Raw genomic sequence first — 19495 nt, 5'->3', positions numbered from 1 at the left:
TCATTGATAACTAGAGAACCAGAGGTTAAGCTGTCTGGGCTAGCCCAAACAGAAATTTCGAGGATTGATATTGAAGAAGTCGTCTGGGGCGCTCATTGATGGCAGTGATATACTTGTCCAGTTCTTCAGAGGTTAGTGAATTAAGTGAGACTCCTTTAGGGATATATTCTCTGAGGAGACCATTGAAGTTCTCGTTTGTTCCTCTCTCATGTGAAGAATAAGGATGTGCAAAGTAAACATCAACGGCTTCCAGGTCTGAGAGTAAACTAAACTCCGCACCATTATCTGCTGTGATGGATGCAATAGGATACAGACTGGTGAGATGCCTTACAGCACTATTAATGGTGTGGGACTGTTTGTCTTCTAGCTTAACGCCCAGTGCATAGCGTGTCTGGCGCTCTACCAAGGTCAAAATAACTGCTTCACCTTTGGTTTTCTTGCCAAGAACTAAATCAATCTCCCAATGCCCAAATTCAGAACGGTCATTGATACACTCTGGACGTTCTTCGATAGACTTACCTAAAGTCTTCCGATTCATCTTCGTGACTTTCTTAGAACGTTTTCTGATACTAACCATCTTAGGCAGATCGATTGGTTTAATAGCTAACAGCCCCTCTTTGATATAACGATAAATCGTTTTGGTAGAGGGTACGACTTCTTCAGAATGGCTTGCTTTATAAGTCTGAACAAAACTATCTACGCTATGGAGACGAACGTTAGCCTTCAAGGCATCTCCTAATTGTTCAATGAACCTAGCGGAGCAATCATTCAACTTGAGATAAGAACACTTTCGGCGATTGGTCTCATAGACACGTTGTCCACTATCAGCGAAATAGGCGCTGAAATAAGTTCGTTTCCCATTTTTATCCTGTACCTGATCTACTGAACCACGTTTGATTTCTCGACAGATTGTAGACCGGTGACGACCCAGAAGCCGAGCGATTTCAATTGGTTTCTTTCCCATTTTAAGATAAGCTGCAATTTCACCACGTTCTGTGGCTGAGAGATGAGAATAGGATGAGTTTCTGGTAGAATGAGTGTTGGACATGTTCATCTGCTTTCTATACTGAGTTGGGGAATTCTAGTATATCAGACGAACATGTCTTTTTTGTTGCACTTCATTTTACAACGCGGGATTTTGGTGATTATATTTATTAATGTGAGAAAAATTTATACCCTATAATATTTGTAAAATTAGTATTATTTTAGGTATTCAGCTGTCCCATAGAAGATTAAAAAATATTCCTGCAAGACTACTATAAGAAGACATCTTTGTAGTTATTCTACCTTATAGTATACCCAGTCTTTACTTCCAAAACTATCTTTTGCGTTAACTATAAATCTATCTCGACTACTATCTGTATCCTGTTCAAACTCTAGCTTTATTCCTGCTGGAATAAAATACCAAAATGCTCCAGAATTAGCATTTTGCCAACTTGTAGAGCTATCTCCAAGCACTGCCATAATATAATTATCCTCTTCTAATCTCAAATCACGAAAAGCGAGTCCATCTTCTGAAGATGTTCCTCTATAACTCCCCTTTTCATCAAGAGTGAAAGAATTATAAGAATTTTTCCAAGTTCCAGCCAAGCTAGAAAAATCGCCTCTTAACAAGTCTGTCAGATTGACTGCTGATGCATCAGCTTGCTCATTAGATTTAATGTTTGAATTAACGTCCGAAGATGAGTATAAAACTATTTCCCCATCAAATGTCTTTACAACAATTCTATCTTTTTGAGAGTCCGTTCCTGAGTAATCAATTCCTTTCGGAACAAAGTTATAAGTATAATGAAAACCTAAATTTGTGAGAGCTGTTAGAGAAATTTTGCCTCCACTGGCTTCACCAACGGCATATCCTTCATATACTTGCTTGCTTGTATTTAGAAAACCAAATCTATCCCCAATAATCTTATTATTACTTGAGTTGCTAGACATATTGTCCGTACTAACCCCATTAATAAAAGCTATGCCGTCGTCATATATCGTTACTTCAGACTCTCCATCTTCTGAAATCCAAACTCCACTTACGGACGAAAAGTCCTGATTAGATAATTCTGTCAAATCTATTTGGTATAGACCTTCTACATCGAAAGGAGACCAATTTTTATCAGAAGAGACTGCTGGACCTGCTTTTGCCCTTTTAACCTTTCCAAATGAAATATCGAACTGCTCTAATACGTTAATTTTTTCCACTCCATCATCAAACCCTATGTACATTTCTACTTTCCCATCATCATCTAAATCATCAATTAGATAGGATGGGATCCGAGTTGGTTGTTCAAAATATGCAGCACTTACTTTCTGACTATCTTTCTGTAGAATGGCTTCCTGATAGCTAGATACTACTGTCTCATAAAGTCCGCGATAGCGACTCTCTTGACTCTGATAATACATTTTCAAGGCTGGTTTGTAACCAAGAAACAAAAGAAAGCCTATTAGCAAAATAACCGAAATTTGCTTCCAGATTGAAATGCTTCGAAAACGAAACCAGTAGGACTTCTTCCTTATCTCACCATTCTTAAAAGCAATTTTTACTTCAACATCAGTCGGTTTCCGTCTATTAATTGCTTCAAAATAGCTTATCCATTCTTTTTCTGTCACTTAATTTTCCTCCACTATGCTCTCAAACCTTTTCGTCAAATCTTCTTTATCCGTCACTCTAACTTTATAGATATTATCCTGACTTGTAGGAGAATAAAGTACAACAGGTGTTCCGTCTTTTTTTATTGTGAACAAGTAATTATGATCCAACTTACCACCAGCTACAACTTGAGAATAATGATAGATTCCTACAATATGATATTCCGCTTGACCTGTTCCATCTGTAGAAAAGTCTACAGAATAGTTCGGACCTCCACCCGACTCGTCAACAACTGCTAGGGAACGCTCTTGCACCGCAACAGTCACATCTTTATAGCCACTTTGGTTCATTGAATTCCCCCAGCTCACCATCAAGTCTGCAAGTTCTTGACTTTGTTCTTGAGTCCAAAGAGGAGTTCCATTGGTTTTCTGAGTATGATAAGAGATTGAATATTGTGTATTCTCTACATTTTTAAAATCAGCTTCTCGATAATATACGTCCGACACAATTCCTTCTGAAACGATACGATCGGTGGTAGTCATTGTCGGAACCCCTCCAGATATCGTCTCAACAGGTAGATTGTATTCCACTCCTTTAGGAATTATCTTTAGAGCAGGTGCGCCTGCTAAATTAATCGATAAAGTCAGTATTCCATTTTCTTCACGAACTTGATGATGTTTAAAATAATCACTCCAGTTGAATTCCTTGGGACTTTCAGAAATTTCCGTGTACCACAAACCAGCTATACTCGAATAATCTCCTGCTTGGATAGCTGACAAATCAATCTCATCTTCCTCTTTGACCGCACTCGACGATTGAGTGGTGCTAGTTTTTGTTTGTTTTGTTGAAGAACTGACCTCTGTCGTAACACTAGTTTTTATCTGATTCATTGAAGAACTAGCCTCTGTAGGTACACTTGAAGTTTCTTGGTTCGATGTATTGGTAAAAAACATGTAAGCAACGCCTGCGATAGCTACAGTCCCAACCAAACCATAGACCCATTTTGGAAATGATTTTTTAGATGATTGCACAATCCCACTTTTTACTGCTTCCTGCAATTCCGCAGGGGTAGGTTTTCGACCATTCGTTGCTTCAAAATATGCAATCCATTCAATTCTTTTCATCATCTATCCTCATTATTATTGATACTATTAGCTATATTATCTACAATATTCCGAAATTGTTCATCTTGTTTCTTTTGATTTTTTTGAATGATAATCCAAACCAATAATCCAAGTATCGCTAAAACTGCACAAATCAATAAATATAATATAACTACCATAAATTTTCCTCACTCAATTTCTCACTTATCAACTAATTTCCTCATCAAATAATCCATCTCTTGTTGCCGTCTCCTGTTCTTATTTGATGAAGTCGCAACAAACAGCAAAATAAACCAACCGATGACTGTCCAACCAAATAATAGAAGACACAACCAGAGGACAATCTTCAACCCACTGCTTTGGCAGATGAAAGCTGGTAGAAAATAAATAAATATGATGAAAGTCGCTACTAATATTAGTGCAAAAATACTATCTCCGATATAAATTCCAGAGTTACTTAAAAAGACTGATAGACTCTGAGCGCTTAGTAGTAATACAATTAGCGGAAGCCCAAAAAATAGCCAGTTCAGAACCGTTGAGCCTGTATGGCGATATTTAAAGGCATCTTCACTTCTATTGTAGTTTGGTCTAGGATTAGAATATTGTACTGGAACATGAGTAGCTGCAACTGTTTCTTTCTGTGCCTTTGCAGAAGTTACTTTAAATTGAGTCTCAGAAAGATTTTCTTTGACCATTGATGAAGCTTTTTCAATCCCTTGTGCTGCACTTGGCTTAATCAAAAGTGCCACGATAAGAAGAACTCCCATGAATAGCATTGAAAACATCAACATCGGAAGTACAATAGAATCAGATGTTAGAATTCCCAACAGCAATGCAACTAACGAGGTCCCCAATAACCCTACTCCTCCTAGCAATACTTTGTGGGATTGACCTTTATAAAGTTGATAGTTCAAAAAAACTAACAGCGCAGTAAATACTAACGAAACGACGTTGGGCAAGAAGTAAGGATATATTAAAACTCGAATAATAGTTCGGAATAGAGAGAGTACACTGACAATTGTAAATAGAATAACTAAAAATTGATGAAGACGCCCCAGATGAAAAAGTGTCCCTTGATTAATTTCAATTCCTACTTTATTGAGTCGTTCCTCTAACCAAAGCCCCCAACGATCTAGCCAACGATTTGACTGAACCATATAATATTGGCCATTATCCAGTAATGACTGACTCTCGCCAAAGGATACAGTTTCCGTTGAAAGGTTCATTTGACCACATTGTTGGCAATAGTTTGAAGTTAGGACATAGTCTTGACAGGAAGTACAAAAGTCGTAAGATGTTACTTTTTTTAAATCTTCTTGATTCTCCCATAGAACCTTCCTCAGACGATCTATATAAACCTGATTTTTATCCATCGTACTCTCCTAAGCAAATTCTTTTCCACAACAAGCACAGAACTTATTCTTACCCGCTTGCAAAGTAGAACATAGGACACACTCTTTTAGAGTTGCCTCTTCAAGAGCAGATAATTCTTGAACATCACTTCCGCAAACCGAACAGAAACGGCTATCAGCGCTTAATAAGTTACCACATGCTAAACATGATTTTTCACGTGGAACGTGGATATTGTAATCTTGACGAAGTTTGTAAGATTCTTGAAGAAGTGCAATAATATTTGCCACTTCTTGGTCAAGGTTGATTTCTTTCTGGTTGATAGATTGATTATAGTATGCTAATCCTAATTCAAAGAAATCCTTAGACAAGGTCGTATCCTTTTCTTCAATCTGCTTGCGCAAAGCTCGCAAGTCAGTATTCAATAATAAATCTTTCTGACTAATAACTGATTTAAGTTGTGAATGAGGTTGCGGGTTTTCTGAGTAATTCTCTGCAACCTGCTCTTCAACCACATTCTGCTCAGTCTGAACAGTCTCTATCTTAAATTCCCCATTCTTTAATGCTTCTGAAAATTCAGCTGGTTCTGGATTTCGTCCATTAGACGCTTGAAAAAATTCTACCCATTCTTTTTGATTCATCATCTTCTCCTTAGTTCCATCATTTTTATTTCTCTATTTTATTTCAGAAAAAATCGTTAACTCATCTAAGATGTTTACATTGATAACTTCCCTCCTTGACTGCTTGAGCAAAAATAATCCTACAAAAAGCCTATATTTTTGTATAAAACTATTTTATCAGCACAAACAGTTTTTTACAACTGTTTTCATAAACAACAGTTATATATAGTGGTTTTGTTATCAAATAATACCTGTATCATAGTCCATAAGAGGTACTATCATGGATAATAAACTACAAAAATATATCTCCAAAAGAATTCGTTTGTTAAGAATTCAAGAAGGAATGACTCAAATGGAACTCGAAGAAAAAGCTGGTCTAGGCTACAACTACATCTACAAACTAGAAAATAAATCAAATAATATTACACTATCTACTTTGTCAAAAATCATGGTGGCATTAAAAGTTGATATTCCTACCTTTTTTGATGTTGAATTTACCACCGATCCTGACATCCAAGAACTGATTTTCCTTATGACTGATTTACCTAAGAAAAAACGCTCAGAAGCCATCCAAGCGATCAATACTCTTGTGAAAACCTTGAAATAATAAAATTGCTTAGCAGAGTCAGATCTATCACCTCACGCTGACCTTCCCAAATTTCCTTTTTTAGTGTTATAATAAATCCGTAAGATTTTTTAAGGAGAATATCTATTATGATGAACATGCAAAACATGATGCGCCAAGCTCAGAAGCTTCAAAAGCAAATGGAGAAAAGCCAGGCTGAACTGGCTGCAACCCAGTTTACAGGCACTTCTGCACAAGACTTGGTCACCGCAACTTTGACAGGCGACAAGAAATTGGTTGCCATCGACTTCAAACCTGAAGTTGTTGACGCTGACGACATCGAAACCTTGCAGGATATGACCATTCAGGCGGTTAATGCAGCGCTGGAACAAATTGATGAGGCAACCAAGAAGAAACTCGGTGCCTTCGCAGGGAAATTGCCATTTTAGAAAGGAGCACTCCCGTGTCCAACCTAGAACTCCTCCCTCTTACAGAGCAAGCACTCCGAACTATTTGGAAAATAGGATTCTCTGACGAAAAACCCTACTGGAAAGAGTTCGCAGCCCCCTATTTCGATGACTATCAGGCTTATAAAGACTTCACCAATTTCCAAGAATCACCGCGCTATCCTTGGTTCCAAACAGAAGAAGTTCGAGGCATCTTGGTAGATGGAGAGCCAATCGGAATGGTTAGTTATTATTGGGAAAATCAAGCCACACGCTGGCTAGAAGTTGGTATCGAAATCTATAATGAGAACCAATGGGGAAAAGGATTCGCAACCCTAGCCCTCCAGAAATGGATTCGTCAGATTTTCACAAGCATGCCAGAACTGGAACACATCGGACTGACCACCTGGTCTGGTAATCCTGGCATGATGCGGGTAGCTGAAAAGATTGGCATGCGAAAAGAAGGACAGATTCGCAAGGTTCGCTACTGGCAGGGATACTACTATGACTCTGTCAAATACGGCATTCTCAGAGAAGAATGGCACAACTCCTAGGCTAGTATGAAGCTCTCAAAACTTACTTTCGATGGGAATTCCTTCCCATTTCACATTAAAAACGTGGGTTCCATCCGAACTCACGTTTTTTACAATCCATATAACAATGACTCGACCTGCAAGAGGAACAAATCTGCATAGCGAGTGGTTGACCGCAGACTGTCTTCAACCCTCTGCAAGCTCTCAAGCTGGTCGGTGATAATCCCATCCACCTGAAGCATAGCCATTCGTGTCATTTCGTCCTCATCATTGGGCGTCCAGACATAGACCGACTTGCCGCGTAACCAAGACTTCATCATGAAATTTTGGTCCAGAGAAGTATATTCCATGGTGTAGCCATCCGCTACTGTCTGAGGATAGATACTGTTAAAGGGCAAAATCAGATAGGTTTTTAGCTGGGGCAGAACCTTCTCGATTTCTACAATGATCTGATAATCTAGCGAATGAAACTGATGCCCCTTGGCCAAGAGGCGTTTCCCATATTTTTTGACAAAATTCTTAGCTAAATCAGGACTATCTTGCTTGGTCTCCTTGATTTCGACCAGGAGTTTCTGACCCAATTGGTCTGCCTTATCCAGATAGGCATCGAAGGACGGAACTGGTGCAGACTGACCGTTTTCTGAGGCGGTCATGGAGGTCAACTCCTGCAAGCTATAATCGTGCGTACCTCCGGTATTTCCCGTCAAGGCCAACAAATTCGTATCATGCATGACGACAAACTGACCGTCTTTGGTCTCCTGAATGTCCATCTCCACAAAATCCGGCCTGAGCTGGGCAGTTAACTCCAGAGATTCAAGGGTATTTTGGACACCATTTTCATCATCCACACCTCGGTGAGAAATGGTCACTGGCAGGCTTTCAAAGGGATAATAAAGGCTGAGAGCCCCGTCTAAACCAAAGAGTAAGGCAGAGCTTACCACAATCAGCAAACGGAGGCGGTGACGCAGGCGCTTTCGTCGGTAGCTTGGTAAATGCTGACCAGTCAAGAGAGTCACAAACTTGGTCATAAACATGGCAATAGCCCCATAGTAGGTCAGTCTGAAGAAGATGAAGCTCAGCAAGGCCAGGGGATAGGCCAGGGAAGGCAGAGTCTTGTCCACCAAAAGCTGGAACAGATAGAGGGTGAGCCCAACACCAAGTATAACCAGACCAGGCAAGGTCATTGTCCACAAGAGGCGGGCGTAGGATGCCAACTGCTGCCACCCCCGGGTTTGATGCCAGGAATGAGCTACTGATTCCTTGACCCCACGGTGTTCAAAATAAATCTTAGGTATAGCATACATGAGCCTAGCAGATAACCAAGAAAAGACCAACAAACTTAGAGCAATCACTAAGGCTACAAGATTGTTCTTTTCAAGATAATCCAACACAAACTGAGGAATGACTAGCTTATTAAAATAATAAATATTCAAAATCCTACGCAAAAAGGGCAATAACACCGTTGCATAGCATAGGAGAAAGCTAATTTTAGGGAGACTGGTATGGCTGATAATCCCCACCATATCCCGTCCAACATCCTTAATATAATCTCTCAAATGCTTGACCCGATTGTCCAACAACTGCCTAACCCCAGTAAAGATGAGGGCAATTTCCAGATAGGCAACCAAGATATTTAGAATGACCAGCAGGGCAAAAAGAACAGTAACAAAAAGATTGCTAGATAGGACTTGGAGGACATTTGTTGGAGATAGGTAGGCATGGCCTGTCAGCGACAGAAGAAATTCTGCCAACCAGGAATTGAGCGGAATCCATACAAACTCCATAACAGTAAAGGAGACAAAAAACAAGAGCAGGATTTTATCCAGATTATAATAAACCTTTTGAAATTCACGACGTATTCTATCCATAGACCTAGTGTCCCATAATTCAAGGAATTTTTCAAGCCAAGTCAGGTGAGAAGGCGACAAGATAAAAAGCTGGATACAAAATCTTTTCGAATAAAAGTATAGAGATAAATAACTAGTTGGCGCTGTTCCTGAGATAAATAGATTTGCCTATTGCTAAACAACTGAAATATTTGATCCTTACTCTTTAATAATGAGTCCGGGACACTATAGTATTCCTCATTAAAATCTATAGAGTCTAATGACTGCTCTTTTAATAACTGATTGACAATTTCGATACTGGATTGAAGTGTGCCTTTGTCGATTCCCGTCTGAATACTTAATTCATATAGGTTCATTTGACTAGTAGCAAATAATTCCATGAGGATTGCAAGTGTACGATTATCAATCATAAGTTCCTCCTTAACAACATTGTAAACCCTTTCAAAAATAATTTCTACTCAATTTGAGCCCAATTTACTTCTCTTGAAATCAAATTCAGACTGGGCTCAAGAATGACTAGTAAACATAATGCCAGCTAAATTTGGCAGATAGTAAAGATTAAAAGAGTTTGGAAAACGCCAAACTCTTCTATAATACTAATTCTTATCATATTGATTGATACAGGTCATACGCCTATATCACTCAAATACCTTCTGCAAGACTTCGCCAATGGTGGTCACTCCGATAACCGTGATTTCCTTTGGTACCTTGATTCCTGTCAGGGAATTTTTAGGGGCATAGACCTTGGTAAAGCCCAATTTAGCGGCTTCGTTAATCCGTTGTTCAATCCGATTGACGCGGCGGATTTCCCCTGTCAGACCGATTTCGCCTATAAAGCACTCTTGTGGGTTGGTAGGCTTGTCCTTGTAGCTGGAGGCAAGGGCAACTGCGACTGCTAGGTCGATGGCTGGCTCATCCAGTTTGACTCCACCTGCTGACTTGAGATAGGCATCTTGGTTTTGGAGGAGCAGGCCTGCCCGTTTTTCCAAAACCGCCATAATCAAGCTGGCACGGTTGAAGTCCAAGCCTGTCGTGGTCCGCTTGGCATTGCCAAACATGGTCGGGGTCACCAGAGCCTGCACTTCCGCAAGGATTGGGCGGGTTCCCTCCATGGTCACGACAATAGCCGAGCCAGTCGCCCCATCCAGACGCTCTTCCAGAAAGACCTCACTAGGATTGAGGACTTCGACCAAGCCCTGTGACTGCATTTCAAAAATGCCGATCTCGTTGGTAGAGCCAAAGCGGTTCTTGACCGCCCGCAAGATACGGAAGGTGTGCTGCCGCTCGCCCTCAAAATAAAGAACGGTGTCTACCATGTGCTCCAAGGTCCGCGGTCCAGCCAGGGTTCCCTCCTTGGTCATGTGGCCGACGATAAAGGTTGCGATATTGTTGGTCTTGGCAATCTGCATGAGCTCATTGGTCACTTCACGGACCTGACTGACAGAGCCTTGCACGCTGGAGATGTCAGGACTCATAATGGTCTGGATAGAGTCGATAATTAGGAAATCTGGCTTGATTTTCTCAATCTCGGTCCGAATGCTCTGCATATTGGTCTCCGCATAGAGATAGAACTCGCTGTCAATGTCGCCCAAACGCTCGGCACGGAGCTTAATCTGCTGGGCAGACTCTTCCCCCGACACGTAGAGGACGGTGCCAATAGTCGAAAGTTGGGTCGATACTTGCAGGAGCAAGGTGGACTTGCCAATCCCTGGATCACCACCAATCAGGACCAGACTGCCCGGCACCACTCCACCACCTAAGACGCGGTTAAACTCCTCCATATTGGTCTTGGTGCGAGCCACTTGAATGGACGACACTTCATTAAGCTTCATCGGACGGGTCTTCTCACCAGTCAGGCTGACGCGGGCATTTTTGACCTCCGCCACTTCAACTTCTTCAACAAAGCTAGACCAAGAACCACAGTTAGGACAGCGCCCCAGGTACTTGGGTGAATGATATTCACAATTTTGGCAGACAAAGGTTGTTTTTTTCTTAGCGATGATGATTTCCTCCTATTTCCCTGTCGAGCCAAATCCACCCGTCCGAACGCCGTCGGCCTGGTCGCCGTCAGCCAAGAGGAAGGGTGCAAAAACAGCCTGTACGATCCGCTCGCCAGCTTCCACCAACACGGTTTCTTCTGTGATGTTTCGCATCTGGGCAAAGATGTGGCCTTCGTTGGCTGGATTTCCATAGTAGTCGCCGTCGATAACCCCAACCGAGTTAATCAAAACCAGCCCCTTCTTGCGAGGATTGGACGAGCGGTCGTAGAGGTAGAGGACCTCGTTGGCCTGCATATAAGCCTTAACACCAGTCGGCACCAGCTTAATCTCACCTGGCTCCAAGCTGACAGTTTCTGCAGCCTTCAGGTCGTAACCTGCTGCATGAGCGGTCTCACGTTTTGGCAATAAATTTTCATCAGTAAACTGGCTGACCAGTTCGAAACCACGGATTTTCATAAGAACTCCTTACATCATTTTCTTCTTTTTACTCATATTGTTCATTCGCATTTTTCGTCACAAATGCAAAAAGTGTTGTTAAGGGGAAGGCATACTCGTCATCAAAACGGGCTGCACGTAGCCACAAGTCTTGGTCAACCTTGCGAAGATAGACACTACGAGGGAAGGTAAACTCTTTCTCCAACTGAGGCGACAGTAGACAAATGGCTCCGTCTGGTGATTTTCCTTGGGAGAGTATAGCATCTTGACTGACTTCCTGTTCCAACAAGGTCAGGCGAAGATAAACTCCCAGATGAGCTGGTGGTAATTGATACCCCATCTCCACGGCTCTCTCCTCTATCTGAGGAGCAGTCGCTTCCCTATCAAATCCCATTTCGGCTAGGCTGACAATCTCAACTAAACACTTCTGTTTCTCCACCACTTCTTGCATTTCTTGATAAGCGGGGTGAGCTAGATAGGTCTTGAAATAATCATTTATCAAAATCCCCTTGTCATCTAAGTAGACAAGGATTTCTTCTTTTTTTAGGGAAAACAGTTCAACTCGAACACTCTGTCTTTTCATAGGTCTATTATACAGGAAATACAGGGTAAAGCAAAACTCCAACCTAATGGCTGGAATCTTGATTTTATTCAAACACAAACTGGTTGTGGTAGAGTTCGGCATAGAAGCCATTGAGCTTGAGGAGCTGGCTATGGTTGCCTTGCTCAATCACTTTTCCATCTTTGAGGACGATGATTTCGTCCGCATTGAGAATGGTTTTGAGGCGGTGGGCAATGACGAAGCTGGTCCGTCCTGCGATAATGGCCTCCATGGCCTTTTGAATTTTGGCTTCTGTTACGGTGTCAACGTTTGACGTTGCTTCGTCCAAAATCAAGACTTGTGGATCTGTCAAAAGCGTACGGGCAATGGAAATCAACTGTTTCTGACCTGTTGAGAAGGCATTCTCATCATCGGTCACAAAGGTTTCATAACCCTCTGGCAAGCTCATGATGAAGTCGTGGATATGGGTAGCACGAGCTGCGGTTTCCACCATTTCCTGCGAAATGCTCTCATCACCGAAGCGGATATTGTCCGCAATAGTACCCGAGAATAGCACCGACTCCTGCAAAACGATACCGACCTTATCCCGCAAGCTGTCCAAGTCATATTCCCGAATATCGCGGCCGTCAAAGGCCACGCTACCACTATTGACATCATAGAAGCGGTTGATTAAGTTCATAATGGTTGTCTTACCAGACCCCGTCGGACCAACGACCGCCACCATTTTACCCTTAGGTGCCGAGATAGACACCTTGTCCAAGACCTTCCGACCTGGCAGGTAGCCAAAGTCGATGTCCTTGATTTCAACACCTTCTTTGAGTTCGGTGAAATGCGGTGCGTTTTCAGGGCGAACTTCTTCAGGTTCGTCAAACATTTCCTGGATACGGTGAGCACCCGTGAAAGCCAGTTGCAACTCCGCCCAGCTGGCTGCAATCTGCATGATTGGCTGGTAGTATTGTTGCGAATACTGAACAAAAATCACCACCAAACCAAGAGCTGCTGCTGTTTCCAAGGAAGAATCATTGAGTACTATGCTGGAGCCTGCAAAGATAACGATGGCCGTATTGACCAGGCTCATCCCGTTCATGAAGGGGAAAAGCACCCCACTGAAGAGACGCCCTTTGAAGGTCGTCCGACGCACTTCTTCATTGAGCTCCATAAAGCCATCGATCGTTTCTTCCTGCACCCCTTGGACGATAATGGCCTTCTGACCAGAAATTTTCTCGTCCATATAGGCATTGAGCTTAGAAACGGCTGCCTGCTGCAAATCCGTGTATTTACGAGACAGACGGATAATAATCACCAAAGCAAGTAGGGCAATCGGTGTTGATGCAACGGTCACCAAGGCCAGACGGACATCCTGACGGAACATCATCCAGACCATACCGATATAGAGGGCAATATTGGTCACAACCTGGGTCAGCGACTGGTTAAAGGCATTTTGAATATTGTCCAAATCCGATGTAAAGCGTGACAGAATATCTCCATCCTTATGCTTATCGAAAAAGGCAACCGTCAAACGCTCCAGCTTACCGAAAAGTCCCTTACGCATACGGTTGGTCGAATACGCCACAATCCGAGTGAACAAGAGCGTGTAAATCAAGGTCGACACAACTGTCGCCACATAGGCCATAAGAATGTTGAGCATAACCCCGTTAAAATCAGCTATGTCCGGCTTAAAACCAGTCTGTCCCATTTGCTTCGCCGCAAAATAAGCCTGACCAATTTTTCCCAATTCTGTAATGGCATTCCCAAGTAAAACCGGTGTCTTCACCTGCAAATAAGTCGCCGCAACAATAGCCACAAAAATCATAGCAAAGGACAGTTTATAACGTTTAAAATAAAACCAAAAGAAACGTAAAGTCTTCATTTATTCTTCTCTCCCTTTCTGCGTTTCGTAGATTTCACGGTAGACATCGTTCGTAGCTACCAGCTCGGCGTGGGTACCTTGGCCGATCAGATGACCTTCATCAAGTACCAAAATCTTATCAGCTTTGACAACAGAAGAAATCTTCTGGGCAACGATAACCGTCGTTGTCCCCTTCAAATCATGATTGAGGGCCTCTTGTACCAATTTCTCAGACTTGGCATCAAGGGCTGAGGTCGAATCATCTAGTACCAAGACTTTTGGCTCAGAAATCACACCACGGGCAATAGACATCCGTTGCTTCTGACCACCGGAGAAGTTATTTCCCCGCTCCTCGACCTGGCTTTCATAGTTATCATCCAAACGGTCGATAAATTCCTTGGCCTGGGCAATACCTGCGGCCCGCTCCAAGCGTGTCAAGTCCGCCCCAGGCGCGCCCTGACGCAGGTTGTCTGCAATAGTACCCGAGAAGAGAATGGCCTTCTGCAAGACGATAGAAACCGTGTTACGAAGAGTATTTTGATTGACTTCTTTCAAGTCACGACCCCCGATAGAGACCGTCCCCTCCTGCGGGTCAAAGAGACGCGGAATGAGTTGGGCAAGCGTTGATTTACCAGCGCCCGTCGCTCCAACCACACCGACCATTTGGCCTGGCTCAATCTCAAAGGAAATATTTTTCAGAGTCGGCTCCGTGTCATGCGGATAGGTAAAGCTGACATTATCAAAGACAATCCGGCCTTCGAGTTCTTCATCTGCCACATCTTTAAAGGTCATAGCAGGCTCGGTATCCAAGACCTCGCTGATCCGTTTGATGGAAATAGCTGCGCGAGATGCCTGCATGCCCATGAAAGAGGCCATGATAATAGCAAACATAATCTGCATAAGGTAGCTCATGAAGGAAGTAAAGCCACCAATCGCCTCAAAATTCGTATCCACCATCCCAGATACCAGGTAGAGGGACAAGAAAATAGCCATGAAAGAAATAAACATCATCAAGGGTTGCAGGATTGAAAAACCATAACCGATAAAGAGGTTGAGGTCCAAGAGTTCATTAGACACAGACTTGAACTTGTCGTATTGATTTTTTTCCTGTACAAAGGACTTGACCACACGGATACCACGCAGATTTTCCTTGGCAATGCCGTTCATGCGGTCCATCAGTGTCTGGAATTTCCCAAATCGTGGACCCATAACCCCCATGACCACAGCCATAATCGCCATGATCAAAATAACCATCAGAACGATGACCCACCACAATTCAGGCAAGGTCCGAACCGCCATGATGAAGGCCCCGACAAACAACATAGGAACCCGCATGAGGATGGTAAAGAGCATCATAACCAGGTTTTGAATCTGAGTGACATCATTGGTCATCCGAACGACCAAATTCCCCGCATTAAACTCTTCCACATTTGCATAAGAAAAACTTTGGATTTTTCTAAAAGTTTTTTCACGGATATCCGCCGATACCCCTTGGGAAATCTTCGCTGCTACGATAGTATTGGCTAAACCAGCCAAAAGTCCAATCCCAGCAATAACCAGCAAGAGTTTACCGACTTCAACAATCTCTGTCTTGTCGTTGGTCAAGACAGCTGTCAAGACATCCTTCAAGTAGCTCGGCTGTAGCAGAGCAGTTGTCACGACCGTTGCCGTTAATAAAACCGAGGCCAAGGCATACCACTTATAACGCAGTATCGCTTCTTTAAACATTGTTCTTCTCCTTATATTCCTTAATATTATCAGATAATTGATGGGCCCACTGCTTCACCAATTGAAAATCTTCTTTTGTAATCTTATTAAACAATGATTGGTGCAGCTCCTGATGGAAGTCATCTAGGCGACTAACTTTTTCCTGCCCATTCGCCGTCAGGATAATCTGCTTGTAGCGCTTATCCTGCTTGGATGGAATGACTTGAATAAAATCATTTTTCTCCATTCGTTTGACCAGATTACTAGCAACTGATTTAGAAATTTTCATTTCTTTTTCAATGTCCTTAACAAAGACTTCCTTGTCAGAACACTTAGCTAGATAAAGCAAGGCCCATCCCTGAGGACCAGCGAGATGCTCTACACCATGTTCCTTGGCAATCTTGTCACCAATCTGTTCCACCTGATTGAGTAGGGAACGAAATTCTGCTAAAAAATCTCCCATCGAAACTCCTTTCATTGTTAATTAATGACCATGAGAACCATTATAGTTTTCTAGAGAACTATTGTCAAGCAAAATGAAACATTTTCTTTGTTTTCATAGATTTTTTCATTTTGTAAAAACCGACCTGTCCTTTTCCTGCAAGCCGCCTTTTTCGCTCTGCTATTTTCAAAAAAATTTTATATATGATATAATGGTAAAAACATGAATTCAGAGGAAGTATTATGGAAAAGCAAACCATTGCTATCTTGGGACCTGGCTCATGGGGAACAGCCCTAGCTCAGGTGCTCAATGATAACGGGCATAGTGTCCGTATCTGGGGAAATATCCCGGAGCAGATTGATGAAATCAATGAAAAACATACTAATACGCGCTATTTCAAGGACATTGTTCTAGACGAGAAGATTGTTGCCTACAAGGATTTGGCTGAAACGCTAGATGGTGTGGACGCTGTACTCTTCGTTGTTCCGACAAAAGTTACCCGTCTGGTAGCCAAGCAGGTTGCCGAGACCCTCAAGCACAAGGTTGTAGTCATGCATGCCTCAAAAGGTTTGGAGCCAGACAGCCACAAACGCCTGTCTCAAGTACTTGAGGAGGAAATCCCTGCTGACCTGCGCTCAGAAGTCGTTGTTGTCTCCGGTCCTAGCCACGCTGAGGAAACCATCGTCCGCGACTTGACCTTGATTTCTGCCGCATCCAAAGACATAGAGGCAGCAACCTATGTCCAAAATCTCTTCAGCAATCGCTACTTCCGTCTCTATACTAACAACGACGTAATCGGCGTAGAAACAGCTGGCGCTCTTAAAAATATTATCGCAGTCGGAGCCGGGGCCTTGCACGGGCTGGGCTATGGTGACAATGCCAAGGCTGCTATTATCGCTCGTGGCTTGACAGAAATTACCCGCCTCGGTGTCGCCATGGGTGCCAATCCTTTGACATACAGCGGACTGTCTGGCGTCGGTGATTTGATTGTCACCGGTACATCAGTTCATTCCCGCAACTGGCGGGCTGGAGACCTGCTTGGTAAGGGCGAGAAACTGGAAGACATTGAAGCCAATATGGGCATGGTCATCGAAGGAATTTCCACGACCAAGGCTGCCTACGAATTGGCCCAAGAACTCGGGGTCTACATGCCAATTACCCAAGCCATTTACAAGGTCATCTACCAGGGTGCCCAAATCAAAGATGCCATCCAAGAAATCATGTCCGGCGAATTCCGTCATGAAAATGAATGGCACTAATAAAATTGTTAATCATCAATAAAGTACAAGGAAAAATGTATGAAGAAAGTTAGAAAAGCCGTCATCCCTGCTGCTGGTTTGGGAACACGTTTCTTGCCGGCAACAAAGGCACTCGCTAAAGAAATGTTGCCGATCGTTGACAAACCAACTATCCAATTTATCGTTGAAGAAGCCCTTGCATCTGGCATTGAAGACATTTTGGTGGTTACTGGTAAATCAAAACGTTCTATTGAGGACCACTTCGATTCAAACTTTGAATTGGAATACAACTTAAAAGAAAAAGGTAAGAATGAATTGCTCAAACTGGTCGATGAAACAACTGGTATCCGCCTGCATTTCATTCGTCAGAGTCATCCGCGTGGCTTGGGCGATGCGGTCTTGCAAGCCAAGGCCTTTGTCGGCAATGAGCCTTTCGTTGTCATGTTGGGTGACGACCTCATGGATATTACCAATAAAAAAGCTGTCCCATTGACCAAGCAATTGATGAACGATTTTGAAAAAACACATGCTTCAACCATTGCTGTTATGCCGGTTCCCCATGAAGAGGTGTCAGCCTACGGTGTCATTGCACCTCATGGCGAAGGTGTCAATGGCCTTTACAGTGTCGATACATTTGTGGAAAAACCAAAACCTGAAGATGCTCCATCTGACTTGGCCATTATCGGTCGCTATCTTCTCACACCGGAAATTTTTGAAATTCTTGAAAATCAAAAACCAGGTTCCGGCAACGAAATCCAATTGACCGATGCCATTGATACCCTCAACAAAACCCAACGCGTGTTCGCTCGTGAATTCAAGGGTGCTCGTTATGACGTTGGTGATAAGTTTGGTTTCATGAAAACTTCCATTGACTACGCCCTACAACACCCACAGGTCAAAGACGACTTGAAACAATATTTGATTGACCTTGGTAAATCATTAGAGAAAACAAAGAAAAACTAGCAAATTGCTAGTTTTTTCTTATACCAGATAAAAGATGCCCAACAAGAGGATGAATATAGCTAAATAACTAATAAAGCTGTAAAAGATTTGCTTACCAGAAAACAGATTTTTTTCCACAAGCGGTGGAAGAAAAATGACGACTAGGGCACCGCCGACCGCGCCACCGATATGACCTGCCATAGAGATCGAAGGTGTGAAGAGTCCAAGCACTAAGTTCATCCCCAAAAGCATCATGTAGCGTTGCCCAAGAACCTGTAAATAGCGACTGCGACTAAATTTTCTCAGGAGGGCCATAGCCGCAAAGAGGCCAAACAAGGAGGTCGACGCTCCCGCTCCGACCACTCCCGGAGTGAAAAAGAGAACAAAAAGATTGCCCATCATTCCAGACAGCAGATAAAGCAAAAAGAAGCGGCGCGGACCAAACAGTCCTTCCAGCTGGTAACCCAGCCCAATCAAGGTGATACTGTTAAACAAAAAATGTTCCCAGCCGATATGAATAAAAATCGGCGAAATCAGGCGCCACAGCTGACTAGGATCTTGGCGTACCGCCTCTCCATACATACCGCCAAACTCAAAAATTGTATAGGCCGCGGTCGTCTGCCCAAAACGCAAGATTTGGATGAGCAAGAATACAGCCGTCGTCACAGCCAACAAGCCATTGGTCACAGGGTACCGTCTATCAAACATCTGTCTCAACAATCACTAACTCCTTTACTGCTTGGTCAAATATCTCCGGCTCAATAGCCAATAGCTGAAAATCTGCCAAAGTCGACACCGTCTGCCCGTGAAAATCAGCTAGGTAGCGATCATAAAATCCGCCACCATATCCAATCCGAAAACCGGCCTTATTCCAAGCCAAACCGGGCACATGAATTAAGTTAATCACAGACTTATCCACAGGTTGTGAATAAGTTCCCGGTTCCCAGACACCAAAAGCCGACTTGACCAAATCATTAGGATTATATTCTACAAAATCCATCCGCCCTTGTGAATAGGTCTTAGGGATGAAAATCTGCTTACCATCCGCCTGTGCCTGCTCAATCAGATAACGCGTATTCCACTCATGTGGCATGGAAAGATAGGTGGCAAGAGAGGTTGCAGACTTGTAAGCCTCTGTCTCTACCAACAAATCAGTCATGGTCTGACTGCTCTTCTCCCGCTGACTCGAGGACAAGAACTTCAATTGAGCCAACATTTCCTTACGAATGATTTTTTTATCCAAAGAATATTCTCCTTTTCAGAAAAAAGGCTGGA

General features: G+C 42.9%; 21 protein-coding genes. 5 read left to right on the top strand and 16 right to left on the bottom strand.

The window, feature by feature from the left end:
* Window positions 1-25 precede the first annotated feature (25 nt).
* The 6 genes from NQZ91_08305 to NQZ91_08280 all read right to left on the bottom strand — a co-directional run bounded on the left by NQZ91_08305 (window position 26) and on the right by NQZ91_08280 (window position 5678).
* Entirely contained in the window at window positions 26-1048 is a 1023-nt protein-coding gene (locus tag NQZ91_08305) for an IS30 family transposase (GenBank protein ID UUM58844.1), read from the bottom strand.
* Between the two features lie 230 nt (window positions 1049-1278).
* On the bottom strand, window positions 1279-2601 hold the full coding sequence (locus NQZ91_08300) for a DUF6287 domain-containing protein (GenBank protein ID UUM57350.1): 1323 nt from the start codon (window positions 2599-2601) through the stop codon (window positions 1279-1281).
* A complete protein-coding gene (locus NQZ91_08295; protein ID UUM57349.1) occupies window positions 2602-3708 on the bottom strand; it encodes a DUF4767 domain-containing protein in 1107 nt (368 codons plus the stop codon).
* Entirely contained in the window at window positions 3705-3863 is a 159-nt protein-coding gene (locus NQZ91_08290; protein UUM57348.1) for a hypothetical protein, read from the bottom strand. Before NQZ91_08290 ends, NQZ91_08295 begins: the two co-directional genes overlap by 4 nt.
* Window positions 3864-3884: 21 nt before the next feature.
* The gene (locus tag NQZ91_08285; protein UUM57347.1) at window positions 3885-5057 is read right to left on the bottom strand and encodes a superinfection immunity protein; all 1173 of its coding nucleotides are present in this window, start codon (window positions 5055-5057) and stop codon (window positions 3885-3887) included.
* 9 nt (window positions 5058-5066) lie between these two features.
* Entirely contained in the window at window positions 5067-5678 is a 612-nt protein-coding gene (locus NQZ91_08280) for a zinc ribbon domain-containing protein (GenBank protein ID UUM57346.1), read from the bottom strand.
* 256 nt (window positions 5679-5934) lie between these two features.
* Between NQZ91_08280 and NQZ91_08275 the strand changes: the two genes are divergently transcribed.
* The 3 genes from NQZ91_08275 to NQZ91_08265 all read left to right on the top strand — a co-directional run bounded on the left by NQZ91_08275 (window position 5935) and on the right by NQZ91_08265 (window position 7219).
* On the top strand, window positions 5935-6261 hold the full coding sequence (locus tag NQZ91_08275; GenBank protein UUM57345.1) for a helix-turn-helix domain-containing protein: 327 nt from the start codon (window positions 5935-5937) through the stop codon (window positions 6259-6261).
* Between the two features lie 107 nt (window positions 6262-6368).
* Entirely contained in the window at window positions 6369-6668 is a 300-nt protein-coding gene (locus NQZ91_08270) for a YbaB/EbfC family nucleoid-associated protein (GenBank protein UUM57344.1), read from the top strand.
* A 14-nt stretch (window positions 6669-6682) separates the two neighbouring features.
* Window positions 6683-7219, top strand: coding sequence for a GNAT family N-acetyltransferase (locus tag NQZ91_08265; GenBank protein ID UUM57343.1), 537 nt, complete (start codon window positions 6683-6685; stop codon window positions 7217-7219).
* Between the two features lie 89 nt (window positions 7220-7308).
* Here NQZ91_08265 and NQZ91_08260 read toward each other — a convergent pair whose 3' ends face one another.
* The 8 genes from NQZ91_08260 to NQZ91_08225 all read right to left on the bottom strand — a co-directional run bounded on the left by NQZ91_08260 (window position 7309) and on the right by NQZ91_08225 (window position 16061).
* Window positions 7309-9066 (bottom strand): glycerophosphodiester phosphodiesterase, encoded by a 1758-nt coding sequence (locus NQZ91_08260; protein UUM57342.1) that lies wholly within the window; start codon window positions 9064-9066, stop codon window positions 7309-7311.
* Between the two features lie 41 nt (window positions 9067-9107).
* On the bottom strand, window positions 9108-9455 hold the full coding sequence (locus NQZ91_08255) for a hypothetical protein (protein UUM57341.1): 348 nt from the start codon (window positions 9453-9455) through the stop codon (window positions 9108-9110).
* 228 nt (window positions 9456-9683) lie between these two features.
* Window positions 9684-11051: a DNA repair protein RadA gene (radA, locus tag NQZ91_08250; protein ID UUM58843.1), complete on the bottom strand. Its 1368-nt coding sequence runs from the start codon at window positions 11049-11051 to the stop codon at window positions 9684-9686.
* Between the two features lie 6 nt (window positions 11052-11057).
* The gene (locus NQZ91_08245) at window positions 11058-11501 is read right to left on the bottom strand and encodes a dUTP diphosphatase (GenBank protein UUM57340.1); all 444 of its coding nucleotides are present in this window, start codon (window positions 11499-11501) and stop codon (window positions 11058-11060) included.
* Window positions 11502-11529: 28 nt separating this feature from the next.
* Complete coding sequence (locus NQZ91_08240; GenBank protein UUM57339.1) at window positions 11530-12063, bottom strand: hypothetical protein; 534 nt, start codon at window positions 12061-12063, stop codon at window positions 11530-11532.
* A gap of 64 nt (window positions 12064-12127) precedes the next feature.
* Complete coding sequence (locus NQZ91_08235; GenBank protein UUM57338.1) at window positions 12128-13912, bottom strand: ABC transporter ATP-binding protein/permease; 1785 nt, start codon at window positions 13910-13912, stop codon at window positions 12128-12130.
* Complete coding sequence (locus NQZ91_08230; protein ID UUM57337.1) at window positions 13913-15619, bottom strand: ABC transporter ATP-binding protein/permease; 1707 nt, start codon at window positions 15617-15619, stop codon at window positions 13913-13915.
* Window positions 15612-16061 (bottom strand): MarR family transcriptional regulator, encoded by a 450-nt coding sequence (locus NQZ91_08225; protein ID UUM57336.1) that lies wholly within the window; start codon window positions 16059-16061, stop codon window positions 15612-15614. Before NQZ91_08225 ends, NQZ91_08230 begins: the two co-directional genes overlap by 8 nt.
* Window positions 16062-16282: 221 nt before the next feature.
* On the opposite strand from NQZ91_08225, the gene NQZ91_08220 reads away from it, so the two are divergent.
* Window positions 16283-17299, top strand: a complete 1017-nt coding sequence (locus NQZ91_08220; GenBank protein UUM57335.1) for an NAD(P)H-dependent glycerol-3-phosphate dehydrogenase — start codon at window positions 16283-16285, stop codon at window positions 17297-17299.
* Between the two features lie 39 nt (window positions 17300-17338).
* Window positions 17339-18241, top strand: coding sequence for a UTP--glucose-1-phosphate uridylyltransferase GalU (gene galU / locus NQZ91_08215; GenBank protein UUM57334.1), 903 nt, complete (start codon window positions 17339-17341; stop codon window positions 18239-18241).
* Window positions 18242-18259: 18 nt separating this feature from the next.
* On the opposite strand, the gene NQZ91_08210 is transcribed toward galU, so the two are convergent.
* Window positions 18260-18937, bottom strand: coding sequence for a rhomboid family intramembrane serine protease (locus tag NQZ91_08210; protein UUM57333.1), 678 nt, complete (start codon window positions 18935-18937; stop codon window positions 18260-18262).
* Window positions 18921-19463 (bottom strand): 5-formyltetrahydrofolate cyclo-ligase, encoded by a 543-nt coding sequence (locus NQZ91_08205; GenBank protein ID UUM57332.1) that lies wholly within the window; start codon window positions 19461-19463, stop codon window positions 18921-18923. Before NQZ91_08205 ends, NQZ91_08210 begins: the two co-directional genes overlap by 17 nt.
* Window positions 19464-19495 lie beyond the last annotated feature (32 nt).

The organism is Streptococcus suis (assembly GCA_024583055.1).
In the GTDB taxonomy this organism is placed as follows: domain Bacteria; phylum Bacillota; class Bacilli; order Lactobacillales; family Streptococcaceae; genus Streptococcus; species Streptococcus suis_V.
Note: the sequence above shows the minus strand (reverse complement) of the source record. Positions and strands in the feature narration are given on the sequence as shown.